We start from the raw sequence: 16,325 nt of genomic DNA, 5'->3' as shown, positions 1-16,325 counted from the left end.
CCCGCACCCATGACCAATGTGAAGCACCAGAAAATCGCTGTTCTTGGAGCAGGTAGCTGGGGCACCGCTTTTGCCAAGGTTCTTGCGGACGCCGCCGCCAGCTCAGGCGCCGACCGGCAGGTCGTGCTGTGGGGGCGTAACCCCACCACGATGGAAGCCATGCAGCAGAGCCGCACTAACGAGGGCTACTTCCCCGGGGTCAAGCTCCCTGACAGCATGGTCATGACGGCCGACGCCGCTGAAGCCCTGACCGGGGCCAGCATCGTGGTGCTGGCTATTCCGGCCCAGGTGCTGCGCTCCCAGCTTGAGGTCTTTGCCCCCCTGATGGAAGAAGACGCCCTGCTGGTGTCTCTCGCCAAGGGCCTAGAAATGGGCACGGGCCTGCGCATGAGCGAGGTCATGATTGAGGTGCTCCAAGGGCACCTGATCGCCAGCGGTGCAGCCCCCGAAACAGTTGAGGCTGTGCCGGGGCGGGTCACCGTGCTCTCTGGCCCCAACCTGGCCAAGGAGATTATCGCGGAGCAGCCCACCACCAGCGTGGTTGCCGCTCAAAGCGAGCAAACCGCACAGGCGGTTGCCGCTATCTGCGCCGCTGACTACTTCCGCCCCTACACCAACACCGATATTGTGGGCGTAGAAATTGGCGGCCTGGTCAAGAACGTCATTGCTCTCTGCGTGGGTATGTGCGAGGGCAAGCAGTACGGCGATAACTCCAAAGCCTCGGTCATGACCCGGGGTCTTGCTGAGACCACCCGCCTGGCCCTGGCTCTTGGCGGTAAGAGCGAGACCATGAGTGGCCTGGCCGGTATGGGCGACCTCATCGCTACCTGTGCCTCACCGCTTTCCCGCAATCACACTGCCGGTCGTTTGCTGGCCGAAGGCATTGCCCCTGACCAGCTACACACTGTCATGACCCAGACCGCCGAGTCTATTAAATCTGCCCCCGTTGTGGCAGAACTCGCGCGAAAAGTAGGGGTAGAAATGCCCATCACCGAAGCGGTCACCGCCGTGCTCGACCGTAGAATATCAGTTGAAGAATTAGCCCCCGCCCTGCTGGGCCGCTCCCTCAAATCTGAGGAAAGCACCCCGGCAGCCGGCTAGGGCAGACGGGGCTGTGCCCCGCACGAAACCAAAGGACGTTATGACCGAAACCAGCACCAAACCTACCGTCGCCCTGCTGTGCGGTGGGCGCTCGTCCGAGCACTCCATCTCACTGATTACCGCCCGAGGCGTACTCGGGGCTATTGACCACGACAAGTACGACGTGGTTACTATCGGTATCACTAAGGACGGCCGCTGGTACCTGACCGACGAGGCGGCCCTGGTCGAGCTGACCGAGGCTACCGCTCTGGCAGAGTTCCCCGCTGAGGGCAAGCAGGTCTTCCTGCCCCTGGGCGGCGGCGACAACCGCCTGCGCCTGATTGACTCCGCCGAAGCCACCAGCGTTGAGATGGGCCCGGCAATTGATGTGGTCTTCCCCCTGCTCCACGGCCCCTTCGGCGAGGACGGCACCGTGCAGGGCCTGCTGGAAATGGCAGATTTGAAGTACGTGGGCTGCGGCGTAGCTTCATCTGCTATCGGCATGGATAAGCACTTTATGAAGGTGGCTTTCGAGGCCGCTGGCCTAGAGGTTGGGCCCTACGAGGTTGTGACCCACCGCCAGTGGGTGCTTGACCAGGCCGGTGCCCGCGAACGCATCGAAAAACTGGGCTACCCGGTCTTTGTGAAGCCTGCTCGTGCGGGTTCGTCCTTCGGTATTACCAAGGTTGATTCGGCGGACCAGCTCGATGCGGCGATTGCCGAGGCCCAGGCCCACGACCCCAAGCTGGTGATTGAGGCCGGTATTGTGGGCCGTGAGATTGAGTGCGCTGTGCTCGATGGGCACCGTTCTGAGCTGCCCCGGGCGTCCTACCCCGGTGAGATTGTGGTCGTTGATGAGCAACACGGTTTCTATGATTTTGAGGCCAAGTACGTGTCGAAGACTTCCGCTGAGACCCGTTGCCCGGCTGACCTGCCCGCTGAGGTTTCTGAGCGGATGCGCCAGCTGGCTGTTGAGGCCTTCCTTGCCGTTGACGGTGAAGGCCTGTGCCGCGCTGACTTCTTCTACACCGAGGACGGCCGCCTGGTGATTAACGAGGTGAACACCATGCCCGGCTTTACCCCGATTTCTATGTATAAGACCATGTGGGAGAACACCGGCCTGGCCTATGGCGATTTGATCGACGAGCTGATTTCCCTGGCCCTGGAGCGCCCCCTGGGCCTGCGCTAGGAGCCTTCGACGGCACCGGGGTAAGCCCCCTGCCTCTAGATGCCAACGAAACCCCCGCTACCTGAGACGGTAACGGGGGTTTTCGCTTACACGGTTTCTCGTTTAGCTGCCGGTGCCGCTGTCGACACCGGTAAGGGTGTCATCGACATTGGTGCACTGCATCTGCTGGGGTATCTGGGCAACGGCCGACGATACTTCTGCAAGGACGGTGGAGGACGATACCCGGTCAGCGTCGAAGGTTACCTGCACGGCGGGGTCGCGGCCGAAGGTTTCGGCAACCCAGGTGCCTGTGGCAGTTTGCTCGGCGGCAGTAGCGAGTTCTTCGTCGGCGGGCTTAACGATCCAGTCAACGCCGTTGACCGAGACACAGGTATCCGACACGGGGGCTGTGCCGAGTTCGACCCCGCACTTGAGGATGACGGCGCTGGGGTCGCCCCAGGCGGTGGTGGCCTGGGCGGTGGTTTCGCGCTGCGCCAGGCCGCTCACGGTATCGGGCATAGCAACCAGGGCGTAGGCGCAGGTGGGGTTAGCGGCGTCTGGGGCCGGTTCGAGGTTGACGGCACCTGCCCCGCAGCCGGTCAGGCCTAGAGCGGTCAGGACGAGGACGAGGGGTTTGCGCGGTGTTCTCACCTGGCTATTGTATAACTTTCGCTGTGGCAGGACGCCGGTGGTGGAGGGCGCTAGCCGGGGGAGAGCAGATTCGGTAGGGTAGGGGTAGAGCTAGCCGGGGCAGGTAGCCGAACAAGACTACCTGGATATGAGCGATGGAAGGAGGGGCTGTGAAGCAGAAGACCTATTATGCGGCGGGGACGGCTCTTGCTGTGACGGTAGCCCCCCTTGCCCTGCTCGCCGGGCAGGTTTTCACCGGCCCCCAGAGCGCTTTCGCCGCTGACCCGACAGAAAGCCCCGCCCCGACAAGCTCCACGCCCACCAGCACACCGTTGGTGGGCGAGATCCCGAGCGAGAGCCCTAGCCTGGAGATCACAGTCGCCCCTAGCGCTACTGAATCACCCAGCCCCGAAACACCAACACCTGGGACTCCCACACCGGAGACTCCTAGCCCTGAGCCTACGAGTGCAGAGCCGACAAGCCCCGCGCCTGAACCTAGCTCACCTGCGCCATCTAGCCCGGCACCAGAACCCACCAGCGACCCGGTGCCTTCGGCTGACCCTGAGCCGGTTCCTGCCCCCAGCGAGTCGGTCATCGTGCTTCCGGTACCGCCGGGGGAGACGTCCGCCCCCGATGTAACCGGTGGAGCTGCCGGGCTGCCCAGCCTGCCCGCCGCCGACCCCTCGGCCCAGCCGTCCGCCGGTACGGGCCAAAGCGAGGGCAACCAAGTTGCGGCGCCGGGCCAGGGGGCCTTCGTGCCCTCAACCCTGGGCAACAGCGTCGCCGGGGCCCAGGACCCGACCCGGATGGACGCCGATACCAGCCAGCTGGAAATCTCACCGGTAGATGGAACCGTGCTGGGTATTTTCTCAAGTAGCCAGCAGAACCCCGGGTACGCGGGGGCACCTGAGTGGGTGGAGGGCTTCTTGAACGTGTCGGGGGCCCAGGGGAACAGATCTTCATCTGCCGACCCCAACCAGGCCGCCGGTGTTGCCGGGGCAGAAGCCCAGGGGCACCAGGCTGGGGCAGTGACCGGGGGGAGTATCTTCCAGCGCGGCAACACCATTATGAACGGTGCCCGCCCCCTGCTTATTTTTACGGGTATTGCCACGGCGGGCCTGGCCCTGGTGGTCTTTAACTTTGTCTGGCGTAACCGCGCGCCCAGGAACTAGGAGCCCTATGCAGACCGTTGCCCAGGTGAGTGAGGGCCAGCTTCTTGCCCTGTTTATGCCCGTGCTGGCCGAGCACAATGAGCGGGCGGCGGACGTCCGTGCCGAGCTGGGTACCCCCGGCGCCCTGGTCCTGGGGCCGGGGGACGATTCTGCTGCCCTCGATCTGCGGGGCGGGCTGACCGTCATGAGTACCGACACCCAAACCGAAAACCAGGACTTCCGCCGCAGCTGGCCTTCGGGCTACACAACCGGCGGGTATGAGGTGGGCTGGAAGGCCGCTACCCAGAACCTGGCCGATATCGCAGCTATGGGGGCTACCCCGGTCACCCTGCTGGTGTCCCTTACCCTGACCCCTGATACCCCCGTGAGCTGGGTGCAGGATTTTGCCCGGGGGATTACCGAATCCTGCACCGCCCAGGGGGCTACCACCTGCACAATTGCCGGCGGTGATATGGGCTCCGGCAGCGAAATCTCGGTAACTGTTACCGCCGTGGGCCTGACCGACCGGCCCATCACTCGAAGCGGGGCCCGCCCCGGGGACGCCGTAGTCTTCGCCGGTGCCCTGGGTACCGCCGCTGCCGGCCTAGCCCTGCTCGACTCAGCCCCCTTCACTGCCACCGAAGAGCTGACCGCCTGCGTCCGCGCCCAGCAGCGCCCCCGCTCACCCCTACACCTGGGGCCGGAGGGCGCCCCCCACCTGACCTCCCTCATGGACGTCTCCGACGGGCTGGTACGCGACGGCGGCCGTATCGCAGCGGCCTCCGGTGTGGCTCTTGACCTTGACTCGACGGCCCTGGCCCCATGGGTCAACAGGGTAGGCCCTGCAGCCCTGCTCACCGCAGGCACCCCCGAACAGGCGGACGCCCAAGCCCTACGCTGGGTACTGACCGGCGGGGAAGACCACGGTCTACTAGGCACCTGCCCACCTGCACAGATACCGCCCGGATTTACTAGAATTGGTACGGTACAGGCAGGTGACGGAATCACCGTCGACGGCCGCACCTACACCGCGAAAGGATGGGATCACTTTGAGGCAGGTTCCCGCTGACTGGTGGCTGAACTGGCTACTGCGCGCTCGCACCCAGCTGGTGGAGCACCGATCCCTTCTCAACCGCATTAACGTCTTCCCCGTGGCCGACGCCGACACCGGGGCCAACATGGTCGCCACCCTCGGGCGTGCCGCCGACACCGCCGGCATGGCGGACGAACCCACCCTAGCTCTGGCCGCGCGGGCAGCCTTGCGCGGGGCCAGAGGCAACTCTGGAACCCTGCTAGCTGTGTGGCTGCTGGGACTGGCAGAAGAGCTGGGGGAGACCGGGCAACTAGCACCGTCCCCGGTGCAGCCTCTTACTCCTGGGGGGCTCTGCGCCGCCTGGGAACGAGGAGCCCAGCAGGCGTCCGCTGCCCTCAGCCAGCCAGCAGATGGCACCATGCTGACCCTCATGCAGGCTCTAGCCACCTGCCCGCTGCCAGATCCTACCGATGAAGAGGACCCCTGGCAGGACTACCTCACGAAGCTACTGGCCGTCTCAGAGGCTGCCCTGCGAGCTACCGCCGAAGCAGACCACGCCCGTAACGGCTGGGTTGATTCCGGAGCCCTGGGCCTGCACCTGGTCTTAGTGGCCCTGGCAACAGAGCTGCTGGGAGCCGCCCCGCAGGCCACCTACCGCGACCTGCTCCAGGTGGGGGCGGCGTCCTTACCGACCCGAAACACGAGACAGCGCTCGGCAGGGGAGCCTCGCATCGAGGTCATGTGCGAGATTTATCTGCCGGTGCTCGAAGTAACCCAGCTGCGCAGTGCACTTGAGACGGTCGGGGACTCGGTCTCCATTGCCCAGGTCGAAGCTGGGAATGAGGCCCTGTGGGCTATCCACGTGCACGTCCCCGAGGCCGAGGACGCCCTGGCCCTCATCCGCGCTGCGGGCAAGCCCCTCAACGTGCGAACCACCTCCCTGGATGACCCCGCCCACCAGGAGCCTACCTCCTAATGGCAGCCCGTAAACGAAAGACCCCGGAATTGAGCGAGCAGGCAAAGGACGCCCTGGCCCGCTACGCAGCAGAAGACCGCCTCGATAACGCCCCCCTGGCCGACTACCTGGGAGCGACCCTGGCCAAGTCCTTTAAGACCCACCTGGGGCTAGAAACCGTGGGGCAGGCCCTGGACTACTACCCCCGCAAGTACCTGCCGCGCGGGGAACTGACCCCCTTCTCATCCCTGGTAGAAGGTACCGAAGCTACCATCGTCGCCAGGGTAGTGCGGGTGACAACCCGCCAGATGGCATCGCGCCGCGGGTCCATCACAGAAATCACCATCACCGACCAGCTAGATCAGGTTGGTCAGCCCGAGCCCGCCTGGCAACCCCCTAACCCCAACGCCTACCGGGGAGCGGCCCCACCGGCGTCCTACACCCGGGGCTACACCAACCCCCGTCTGCACGGTAGCGCAGGGGGCTCCACCGACACCCAGCTACCGGGCACCCAGCCCAGCTACCAGCTGGGAGACATCTTTGGCGGCTACGCCCCCGAACCCTACTCGCTGACAGCCAGCGGCACCATGACCCTGAGCTTCTTCAACGCCTGGACAGCAGCCCGCGACATTCACGAGGGCGACCAGGTCATGTTCTCGGGCAAGGTGGGCTCCTACCGGGGCGAAATCACCCTGACCAACCCCCACTATGCCGTCATCGCCGGGAAAGAATTGGCCGCCGCCCCCGGCGCCAGCGCCGAAGCGATAGAGCGGGCCGCCGCGCGGGCGTCCGCCCCCATACCGGTCTATAAGGCCAGCCCCAAGTTCCCCACCGATAAGGTGGCCGCAGCCATCGAGACCCTGATTGAGCGCATCAACCTCAAGGAGCTCGAAGACCCCGTCCCCTTTACCGTGCGCAAGAGCCGCAAGATCCCCTCCCTCGAGTGGACCTACCGGGCCGTGCACACCCCCGATACCGAAGAAACCTGGCGGGCAGCCCACCACTCCCTGCGCTACCGCGAGGCCTTCGTGCTACAGGCCGCTCTTGCCCGTATTCGTGCAGCCCGCGCCGCCCACCAGACCGTTGCCCGCCCCTATGTAGAGGGCGGTTTCGCGGACGCCCTGCTGGAGGCCCTGCCCTATCAGCTGACCGAGGGTCAGCAGGCCGTTGGCGCAGAAATCCGCTCTGACCTGGCCAGCTCTTCGCCCATGAACCGCCTGCTCCAGGGGGACGTGGGCTCGGGTAAAACCGTGGTGGCCCTGCGCGCCATGCTGCAGGTGGCAGATAACGGTGCCCAGTCGGCTATGCTGGCCCCCACCGAGGTGCTGGCCGAACAGCACTACCGGTCGGTCTGCGAGATTCTGGGTGACATGCTGGCCCCGCAGGACAGCTCCGGGAGCGCCGGGGCGGGCGTCCGCGTCGTTCTGCTGACCGCCTCACTCAAAACCAAGGCCAAACGGGAAGCCTTGCTAGCTATCGCCTCGGGTGAGGCAGACATCGTCATCGGCACCCACGCCCTGCTCGGAGACTCGGTGACCTTCGCCGACCTCGGGCTGGTCGTGGTCGATGAGCAGCACCGCTTCGGCGTTGAACAGCGTGATGCCCTGCGCGGGCCCGGCGGGGAGCTGCCCCACCGGCTGGTCATGACCGCCACCCCCATACCCCGTACCGTCGCCATGACCGTCTTCGGCGATCTCGACACCTCGGTGCTTGACCAGCTACCGGCCGGCCGCCAAAAAATTACCACCCACGTGGTGCCGCTGGCAGAGCATCCCCGCTGGGCCGACCGCATCTGGGCCCGCGCCCGCGAAGAAATCGATGCCGGGCACCAGGTTTATGTGGTGGTGCCCAAAATCGGCGGGGCCGATACCCCCGGTGACGCTGAAGCGGGCCAGACTCTCTTCGGGGCAGGTGGCCTCACAGGTAAGGGGTTGGGCTCCCAGGCTGCGGCGGGGGAGAGCGCCCGCGGTTCGCTGGCCTCGGTCGAGAGCACCCTGGAGGAGCTCGAGGACGTTCCCGCCCTAGCAGGGGTGCGCATCGAGGGGCTACACGGGCGAATGGATACCGCCGAGAAAAACCGGGTCATGACCGAATTCTCCGCCGGCCGCATTGATCTGCTGGTGTCTACCACCGTGATTGAGGTGGGCGTGAACGTGCCCAACGCAACCCTCATGATCATTATGGACGCCGACCGCTTCGGTATTTCTGGCCTCCACCAGTTGCGCGGACGCATTGGCCGCGGCTCCCTGCCCGGCACCTGCCTACTGGTCACCAGGCAGCCGGCGGACGGCGTCAGCCGGGAGCGACTGGCAGCGGTAGCGGCCACCACCGACGGCTTCGAGCTTTCGCGGGTTGACCTGGAACAGCGGCGCGAAGGCGATATTCTCGGCGCTGCCCAGTCAGGGAAGAAGTCCACCCTCAAGCTGCTGCGGGCCCTGACCGATGCCAAGCTCATCGAGCGGGCCCGGCAGGACGCCTTCGGAATTATTGAGGCTGACCCCACCCTGGCCAAACACCCCGACCTGGCCCGCACCATCGACCGGGCCCTCGACGCCGACCGCGAGGCCTTCCTAGGGCGTGGGTAGGTTCGGCCAAGGCCGTAGGCCCCGCATTTATTCTGGTTTACCCGCAACTGGTTGCGGGTAAACCAGAATAAATGCGGTCAACTCAAGTACTCGGCGGGCCCTCCGTCACCGGTCACCCATACCTAACCCTCTCTTTGTTCTCACCAGCCCTACCGGTACCCTTATAACAGTCCCACCCTCTACCACTACGAGCGGAGCGCAGCCGAATGAGCCGCATCATTGCAGGAGCCGCAGGCGGCCTGCGCCTAGCCAACGTCCCCGGCGACAACACCCGCCCCACCACCGACCGGGTCAAAGAAGCCCTTTTTTCTCGCCTGGATACCTACAACATGCTGGACGGCGTCCGCGCCCTCGACCTCTTCGGCGGCTCGGGTGCCCTGGGCTGCGAGGCTCTCTCGCGTGGGGCTGCCCACGTGGACTTCGTGGACCATTACCCCAAGGCCGTTACCGTCATCGAAAAAAACATCGCCGCTGTGGGCAAGACCGCCGGGGGTGCGGCCCGCGTGCATAAGATGACGGCCCGCACCTACCTTTCGGCGGGGGCGTCCGCCTGGGACCTGGTCTTTATTGACCCGCCCTACGCCGTGACCAACAGCGAGCTCGAAGATCTGCTGGCCCTGCTGGCGCCCCGCCTGACCGAGGGAGCGGTGGTGGTGGTTGAACGGGCCTCCCGCACCGACGAGCCCGCCTGGCCCGAAGGCCTTGAAAAGTTTGCCGAGAAAAAATACGGTGAGACCGTGCTCTATTATGTGGAGCCCGCCGTCTAGTTTAGGGTGGAACTATGAGTGAGAACACAAACAACCCCGGGTATCAGCCCCAGCCGACCCCAGAAACGAACCAGGGAGCGTCCGCGCCCCTGCTGACCGAAAACACCCTGGTGGTGCAGCAAACCCGCAGCTTCATGAGCAATGACTTTGAGATGCAGAGCCAGGACGGGCGCGTGCTCGGCCGGGTGCTCACCACCGGCTCAACCGCAGGCCGCCTGCTCAAGGGTAACCGCACCTTTGACCTGGTCGACGGTAACGGGAACCTTCTTCTTAAGATTGTTGACCCCTTTGATTTTGGCCTGGATCGCTACGAACTGCTGAACCCCGATGGCTCTCTCTTTGCCCACGTGCAAAAGCAGTTCTCTTTCATGCGCAAGCGCCTCACCATCGAGCTGCCGGGCCTCACCCTGGAGCTCGAAGGTAGTCTCTTTGAGTACGACTTCAACATCACGGTTAACGGCCATGTAGCTGCCCGCGTTGCCCGCGAATGGGGCGGCCTGGTGGCGGGGCTGCGCGGTAAGAGCCGCTACGGGGTGAACTTCGACCCCGGCGCCCCCGAACCCGTGCGCCTGGCCATGCTGGGCGGCCTGGTTGCCCTTGACCTCATCCGGGCAAAGGACGCCCGCAACTAGGGCTTAGCCGCTATAGGCGCGCAGGCGGGTGGCGGCGTCCTGTAGTACTTCCGGGCGTTTGCAGAAGGCAAAACGCACGTAGGTCTGCACCCGCTGCCGGTAGGCCTCGGTCGTAAAGGCGGTCAGGGGAATCAGTGCGACCCCGGCCTGCTCGGGAAGCAGGTGGCAGAGCTCTTCTGCTGAGATCAGGCCCCGCTCAGCCAGGACCCGCGACACATCGGCTACCGCGAAGAAGGTACCTGCCGGGGGAGTTACCTCCCACGGTGAGCCCGCTAGGTTTTCCACCAAAATGCGCCGCTGCTGGGCGTACCGGGCCTGCACGCCGGTATAGAAGTCATCACCCAGGCCCACGCCAACAGCCGCAGCTGCCTGCAGGGGAGCGGCCGCAGAGTGCGTGAAATAGCCCTTCACCAGGCGGATGGGGAGTATAAGGTTTTCTGGTCCGGTCATCCACCCCACCCGCCAGCCGGTGGCCGAATGGGTCTTCGAAATCGCTGAAACCGCCACCGTGCGCTCCGCCGCCCCTGGCAGGGTTTGAATGGGCTGGTAGGGGCCGGTAAAGACCAGGTGCTCGTAGACCTGGTCAGCCAGAATCACAGCGTCGAACCTGGTCGCCAGCTCCACGATCTTAGTCTTTGCTTCGGTTGAGAAGACCATACCTGTAGGGTTGTGCGGGTCGTTGACCACCACCAGGGCTGTGCGGTCAGAAAAAGCTGCTTCGAGGGCGTCCAGGTCTGGCTCAAAGGTGGGTGGCACGAGCGGAACGGTGCGGACGCGCGCCCCGGCCAGGGCGGCAGCGGCAGGGTAGAGGTCGTAGTAGGGTTCGAAGAGAACAACCTCGTCGCCCGGTTCTACCAGGGCCGCAATGGTAGCTGCCAGGGCCTCAGAAGCACCTGCGGTCACTGTGACCTGGGTATCGGGATCGAGGGCGAGCCCATAGAAACGCTGCTGATGCTCGGCAATGGCCTGCCGCAGGGCGGAGTTGCCCGCAATGGTAGCGTACTGGTTGACCCCGCCCGCTAGCGCCTGCGCTGCGGCATCAAGCATCTCTGTGGGGCCGTCCGTATCTGGAAAACCCTGCCCCAGATTCAGGGCACCGTAGCGGTGAGCAAGGGCCGACATCTCTTCGAAGATGGTAGAGCGCCAGTGGCCGTCCGCCCCCATCAGCCCGGCCGCTAGCCCAACCCGTTCAAAGGCCCGTTGCTTTTTCTCAGTGGCCATCTGGTGCCCACCCCGTTCTCGTCTAGCCCACCATCACAAGTGCAGGGCGGGCGTCCGTATCTTTGTCTGAACCCAAGATTACCGGCCTAGCCCTGGTGCCCAAGAGAGCGTGACTTAGTGTGTCATACCTAACCAACCTGCTGTAGCCTAGAGACATGCAATTGGTTGTCTGCCCCGGATCCTTTGACCCCATCCACAACGGTCACGTCGAAATCATCACCCGCGCCGCAAAAATCTACGGTAACGTCATCGTCGCGGTCTCCCACAACACCAAGAAAAAGTACCGCTTCACCCTCGAAGAGCGCGTCGCCATGGTTGAGGAAACCTTCGCCCTCTTCGACGGGGTGAGCGCCAAGGTGCTACCCGAGGGGGAGCTGCTGGCTAACTTCGTGCGCGACCAGGGGTCCGTGCTCATCGTGAAGGGGCTGCGCAATACCGCTGACTATGAATACGAGGCTCCCATGGCCTCGATGAACCGGCACATCGCCGGGGTTGAAACCAGCTTTATCGCCGGAGACCCCAAGTACAACCACATCTCATCGACCATCGTTAAAGAGGTCGCAGGCTTCGGTGGGGACGTGCGGGCTTTCGTCCCGCGCGCGGTGCAGCGAGCCCTCTACCCCGAGCATTAATGTGGTCAGCCAAACAAGAGGTTAAACCTAGAGCGCTTGATTCGGCCGGTCTTAAGCCCCTAAAATAGGTACTTGGTTTAAAACATTCGATAGGGAGTTCGTCATTTCACGAAAAGATTCATCGCCCCTTAAGATCTCGGTTCGAGATCTAGCTCATCGCCCGGGCGCAATGGAGACCCTTGATGAAGTTCTGCCAGCGCCAAGCGACTTTGGCAACGCTCTGATTGAGGCGGAAGAAGGCAGCGACATTGACCTCAATGTTCGCCTGGAATCCGTTTCAGATGGTATCTTGGTAACTGGTACTGCAACTGTCACCGTTTCCGGTGAATGCAGCCTCTGCCTAGACCCGGTTGACTTTGATGTTACAGCCGATGTTCAAGAGCTTTTTGTTTTCGAGAAGGCCCCCGAAGGCGGCCCCGAAGATGAAGTAGATGAGCAGTACGCCGTAGAGAACGATGAAATTGATCTCGAACCGGCGCTGCGGGACGCAGTGATTCTTCAACTGCCGTTCCAACCTGTTTGCAGTGACTCCTGTCAGGGCCTGTGCTCCGAATGCGGCGCACGCCTAGAGGACGACCCTGAGCACCACCATGAGGTCATCGACCCCCGGTGGAACGCGCTATCAGCGCTGCTCGATGCGAACGACAAATAAAACTTATAAAGCAACAAGAGAAAAGAGATAGCTGTGGCTGTTCCCAAGCGGAAAATGTCCCGTGCTAACACCCGCGCCCGCCGTTCCCAGTGGAAGGCTTCCGTTCCTCAGCTGGTCAAGACCGTAGAAAACGGTCGCGTCACCTACTCCCTGCCCCACCAGGCAAAGCTCGTGACTGACTCAGCTGGCAACGAACTCTTCTACGAGTACAAGGGCCGCAAGGTAGCTGACGCCTAATTCGCGCCTTATGACTAACTCTGCATCACAAGAGTTTCTGAAACGTCTCGGTATCGACCTCGATACCGAGACGTTTCAGCTTGCAATGACTCACCGCTCCTACTCCTTTGAAAACGGCGGCATACCCCACAACGAGCGCCTAGAATTCCTGGGCGACTCCGTGCTGTCCCTGGCCGTCGCCTCAGAGCTCTACAAGAAGTTCCCTGACCTGCCCGAGGGCGAGCTGGTCAAGCGCCACCACGTGATTGTTTCTACCCGAACCCTGGCCAACCTGGCCCGCAGTCTCAAGCTGGGGCCCTGCGTCCGCCTGGGTAAGGGCGAGAAGAAAACCGGTGGTGCCGATAAGGACTCCATTCTGGCTGACACCATGGAGGCCGTCTTCGGTGCCGTGTATATGAAGCACGGTCCTGAGGCCGCCCACCAGCTCGTTCTGGCTCACACCTCCCACCTGCTGGATGACAACAAGACCCTGAACATCGGGCGCGACTGGAAGACCGAAATCCAGGAATACGCTGCCGCCCAGGGCACCGGCGAGCCCGTCTACGAGGTTGAGGGCACCGGCCCCGACCACGCCCGCCGCTACACCGCCAAGGTCCTCCTGGCCGGTAAGGTCATGGGGCAGGGCAAGGGCACCAGCAAAAAAGAAGCTGAGCGTATGGCCGCTGAGCAGGCCTACTATAAGGTCTACGGCTAAAGCACCGGCTGTCTACAGAATCTCAATGCAGTCCTTAAAAGGAGGGGCGGGGCCCCCCGCTCAAACCGTTTGATACGGTGGGCCCGCCCCTCTTTTTTAGTGTTGGGGTAAAGCCTTACTGTGGACTAGGGAAGACCAATTTCGTCGTCCCTACCCACGATGTTGATCGAGGTGGTCTGGGTGGGTACTTGCTGCGCACGCTCGGCTGCTAGAGCCCGAACCCGCTTGCGCACAGCCAGCCAGCCGATCACCAGAATCGGTACCACCAGGGCCATAGCGGCCAGGGCGTAGGTACCGATGGGGTAGTCGAAGGCAATGAGTACCAGCACACCCACCAGGAAGGCCATGGTGAGCCAGTTGGTGACGGGAGCTAGGGGGGCCTGATACTCGGGGCGGACGCGTTCACCCCGGCGGGCCATGGCCACAAAGCGCTGGTGGGGTAGGGTGATGGCCATCCAGCCAATCACGATACAGACGGCTGAGATATTCAGGACGATCTCGAAGGCCTCTGAGGGCTTCCAGTAGTTGATGACTACACCGAGCAGGGCCACGGCGCCGGTGAGCAGGATACCGCCGATGGGTACGCCAGACTTGCTCATAGCTCCGGTGAAGCGGGGAGCTGAGCCGTTCATGGCCATGGAGTGGGTGATACGGCCGGTGGAGTAGAGGCCCGCGTTCAGTGATGAGGCCGCTGCGGTAATGACCACCAGCTGCATGATGGGGGCGGCGTAGTCCACGCCTATAGAGCCGAAGAAGGTGACGAAGGGAGATTCATCGGCCGAGTAGGCGTCGTAGGGCAGCAGCAGGGAGAGCAGCAGTACGGAGCCTACATAGAAGAGGGCGATACGCCAGACCACGGTATTGATGGCCTTGGGGATAGCCTTGCGGGGGTCCTTGATTTCACCCGAGGCTGTACCGACCAGCTCAATACCGGAGTAGGCGAAGATAACGCCCTGAGAGACCACCAGGGCAGCCAGCAGGCCGTTGGGGAGGAAACCGGACTCCGCGATATGGGTAAAGCCCACGGGGGAACCGGTGGGGGTACCGAAGATGACGAAGAAGATGCCAATCACCATGAAGAGCAGCAGGGAGCCCACCTTGATGAGGGCAAACCAGAACTCGAGTTCACCAAAGATCTTGACCGAAATCAGGTTCATCGAGACCACCACAACAATGACGACCAACGCCACAACCCACTGGTCTATCTGCTCAATAGCCGGGATGTACTGGCTAAACCAGTTGAAGTAGATGGCGATAGCGGTGGCGTCCACAATGGCAGTGGCGGCCCAGGAGAACCAGTACATCCAGCCCACGAAGAAGGCCCATTTTTCGCCGTAGAATTCGCGGGTGTAGCTCACGAAGGAGCCGGACGAGGGGCGGTAGCTGACCAGCTCACCCAGCTGCCGCAGAATCAGGTAGCCGAAAAAACCTGCGATCGCGTAGAGGAAGATGAGGGAGGGGCCGGCGTCGTGCAGGCGTCCGCCCGCACCGAGAAAGAGGCCGGTTCCGATGGACCCGCCCATGGCAATCATCTGAATCTGCCGGGGCTTGAGGCCCTGCTGGAAGCCTTCTTGCTCGTGGGCGAAGGACGGCACATCAGCGTGCTGCCTCGTGGGGGGTGGGGGTGTCGACAAAAGTCTCTCCTTTTACAGAAGGGTTGGTTCTGCCCCCTGCCGCCCGCCATATATCAGTAGGCTGGTGACAGGTGAGAATGCACAGGCTCTATTCTGCACCTGATATGTTCAAGATGTGGGCACCACGCGGTGCATATTTTTTCATTTTTGGAAAGGCGGAGTGAATATGCCGGAGTTACCCGAGGTCGAGGTGGTCCGCCGGGGCCTAGCCGGGCACATCCTCGGTGCGGTGCTGGAGCGCGTGCAGGTAGTGGACGGACGCTCGGTGCGGCGCCACGAGGCCGGGCCGGTGGATTTCGAGCGACTGCTGACGGGCCTGCGCGTGGCGGATGTGGCCAGACGCGGCAAGTACCTCTGGCTGCTCTTTGAGGGCAACGAAGAATTTGCCCTGGTCATTCACCTGGGCATGAGCGGGCAGGTTCTGCTCAAAGCCCCCGAGCTACCGGCAGAAAAACACCTCAAAGTGCTCATAGACTTAGCAGGAGCCACCGACGAGAGCGGGCGCGAAGCCCCGCTCACCCTGCGCTTTGTGGACCAACGCATCTTCGGCGGCATGTTTGTAAGCCCCCTGCTACCCACCCGCAACGCCGCCGGGGAGCCGGTGCCGGGGGCGTCCGCGTCCGCACTGGGGCTACCCCTCATCCCGCAGGCCGTTGCCCACATCGCCCGCGACCCGCTCGACCCCCACTTCGACTTCGGGCAGTTCAGACGCACCATGCTGGGCACCTCCACCGGCATCAAGAAGCTCCTGCTCGACCAAAGCGCCATTTCCGGGGTGGGCAATATCTACGCCGACGAAGCCCTATGGCGGGCCAGATTACACTACGCCAAACCCGCCAAGAGCATCCCAGTCTCAACCGCCCGCGAACTGGTGGACGCCGCGCGCACCGTCATGCGGGATGCCCTAGCCCAGGGCGGCACCAGCTTCGATGCCCTCTACGTCAACGTCAACGGGGAATCGGGCTACTTCGACCGGTCCCTCAATGCCTACGGGCAGGCAGGAAAACCCTGCCCCCGCTGCCTAGAGGCGGGGCGCACCTCGCTGATAGTGCGGGAGCCCTTCGGAGGAAGGAGCTCCTACCGGTGCCCCCATTGCCAGAGAAAGCCCAGAGGAATGTGACTACATCTGACAGCAGGCAGAGCGCCTAGGCCAGCAACCCTCTTGGTCTCGCGCGGGGCGCTCGCCCAATTCACCGCCAGCCCCGGTCCAGCTGGCTGTCGGCGCTCTGCCTGCCTATTCGAAAAGGGCTAGTT

The 16,325-nt window shown here is 63.4% G+C and carries 16 protein-coding genes; 13 read left to right on the top strand and 3 right to left on the bottom strand.

Annotated features, from left to right (window positions below; genetic code table 11):
* Positions 1-9: 9 nt before the first annotated feature.
* Both L6758_RS03255 and L6758_RS03250 read left to right on the top strand, forming a co-directional pair.
* Positions 10-1,101, top strand: coding sequence for an NAD(P)H-dependent glycerol-3-phosphate dehydrogenase (locus L6758_RS03255; RefSeq protein ID WP_237204478.1), 1,092 nt, complete (start codon positions 10-12; stop codon positions 1,099-1,101).
* A 13-nt stretch (positions 1,102-1,114) separates the two neighbouring features.
* Positions 1,115-2,269, top strand: a complete 1,155-nt coding sequence (locus L6758_RS03250) for a D-alanine--D-alanine ligase family protein (protein ID WP_423817179.1) — start codon at positions 1,115-1,117, stop codon at positions 2,267-2,269.
* Positions 2,270-2,371: 102 nt separating this feature from the next.
* On the opposite strand, the gene L6758_RS03245 is transcribed toward L6758_RS03250, so the two are convergent.
* Positions 2,372-2,899 carry a DUF3515 family protein gene (locus L6758_RS03245; RefSeq protein ID WP_237204476.1) on the bottom strand — a complete coding sequence of 176 codons (528 nt, stop codon included), beginning with the start codon at positions 2,897-2,899 and terminating at the stop codon, positions 2,372-2,374.
* Between the two features lie 149 nt (positions 2,900-3,048).
* Between L6758_RS03245 and L6758_RS03240 the strand changes: the two genes are divergently transcribed.
* From L6758_RS03240 to L6758_RS03215, 6 genes are all read left to right on the top strand, one after another.
* Complete coding sequence (locus L6758_RS03240; protein WP_237204475.1) at positions 3,049-4,050, top strand: hypothetical protein; 1,002 nt, start codon at positions 3,049-3,051, stop codon at positions 4,048-4,050.
* 7 nt (positions 4,051-4,057) lie between these two features.
* Positions 4,058-5,098: a thiamine-phosphate kinase gene (gene thiL, locus L6758_RS03235; RefSeq protein WP_237204474.1), complete on the top strand. Its 1,041-nt coding sequence runs from the start codon at positions 4,058-4,060 to the stop codon at positions 5,096-5,098.
* Positions 5,079-6,038, top strand: a complete 960-nt coding sequence (locus tag L6758_RS03230; RefSeq protein WP_237204473.1) for a DAK2 domain-containing protein — start codon at positions 5,079-5,081, stop codon at positions 6,036-6,038. Before thiL ends, L6758_RS03230 begins: the two co-directional genes overlap by 20 nt.
* On the top strand, positions 6,038-8,602 hold the full coding sequence (locus tag L6758_RS03225) for an ATP-dependent DNA helicase RecG (protein ID WP_237211844.1): 2,565 nt from the start codon (positions 6,038-6,040) through the stop codon (positions 8,600-8,602). Before L6758_RS03230 ends, L6758_RS03225 begins: the two co-directional genes overlap by 1 nt.
* A gap of 206 nt (positions 8,603-8,808) precedes the next feature.
* Complete coding sequence (gene rsmD, locus L6758_RS03220; RefSeq protein ID WP_237204471.1) at positions 8,809-9,369, top strand: 16S rRNA (guanine(966)-N(2))-methyltransferase RsmD; 561 nt, start codon at positions 8,809-8,811, stop codon at positions 9,367-9,369.
* A 14-nt stretch (positions 9,370-9,383) separates the two neighbouring features.
* Entirely contained in the window at positions 9,384-10,001 is a 618-nt protein-coding gene (locus L6758_RS03215; protein ID WP_237204470.1) for an LURP-one-related/scramblase family protein, read from the top strand.
* 3 nt (positions 10,002-10,004) lie between these two features.
* On the opposite strand, the gene L6758_RS03210 is transcribed toward L6758_RS03215, so the two are convergent.
* On the bottom strand, positions 10,005-11,222 hold the full coding sequence (locus L6758_RS03210; protein WP_237204469.1) for an aminotransferase class I/II-fold pyridoxal phosphate-dependent enzyme: 1,218 nt from the start codon (positions 11,220-11,222) through the stop codon (positions 10,005-10,007).
* Positions 11,223-11,377: 155 nt separating this feature from the next.
* Between L6758_RS03210 and coaD the strand changes: the two genes are divergently transcribed.
* The 4 genes from coaD to rnc all read left to right on the top strand — a co-directional run bounded on the left by coaD (position 11,378) and on the right by rnc (position 13,437).
* The gene (coaD, locus tag L6758_RS03205; RefSeq protein ID WP_237204468.1) at positions 11,378-11,854 is read left to right on the top strand and encodes a pantetheine-phosphate adenylyltransferase; all 477 of its coding nucleotides are present in this window, start codon (positions 11,378-11,380) and stop codon (positions 11,852-11,854) included.
* A 169-nt stretch (positions 11,855-12,023) separates the two neighbouring features.
* Complete coding sequence (locus L6758_RS03200; RefSeq protein WP_185174525.1) at positions 12,024-12,506, top strand: YceD family protein; 483 nt, start codon at positions 12,024-12,026, stop codon at positions 12,504-12,506.
* Positions 12,507-12,539: 33 nt separating this feature from the next.
* Complete coding sequence (rpmF, locus tag L6758_RS03195) at positions 12,540-12,743, top strand: 50S ribosomal protein L32 (protein WP_135011069.1); 204 nt, start codon at positions 12,540-12,542, stop codon at positions 12,741-12,743.
* Between the two features lie 10 nt (positions 12,744-12,753).
* Entirely contained in the window at positions 12,754-13,437 is a 684-nt protein-coding gene (gene rnc, locus L6758_RS03190; protein WP_237204467.1) for a ribonuclease III, read from the top strand.
* A 125-nt stretch (positions 13,438-13,562) separates the two neighbouring features.
* Here rnc and L6758_RS03185 read toward each other — a convergent pair whose 3' ends face one another.
* Positions 13,563-15,071, bottom strand: a complete 1,509-nt coding sequence (locus L6758_RS03185; RefSeq protein ID WP_237205819.1) for an amino acid permease — start codon at positions 15,069-15,071, stop codon at positions 13,563-13,565.
* Positions 15,072-15,237: 166 nt separating this feature from the next.
* Between L6758_RS03185 and mutM the strand changes: the two genes are divergently transcribed.
* Positions 15,238-16,191 carry a bifunctional DNA-formamidopyrimidine glycosylase/DNA-(apurinic or apyrimidinic site) lyase gene (mutM, locus tag L6758_RS03180; RefSeq protein WP_237205818.1) on the top strand — a complete coding sequence of 318 codons (954 nt, stop codon included), beginning with the start codon at positions 15,238-15,240 and terminating at the stop codon, positions 16,189-16,191.
* Positions 16,192-16,325: the final 134 nt, after the last annotated feature.

This window comes from Rothia nasimurium, assembly GCF_928382285.1.
GTDB classification, from domain to species: domain Bacteria; phylum Actinomycetota; class Actinomycetes; order Actinomycetales; family Micrococcaceae; genus Rothia; species Rothia nasimurium_E.
This window is presented reverse-complemented; position numbering and strand designations above follow the sequence as displayed.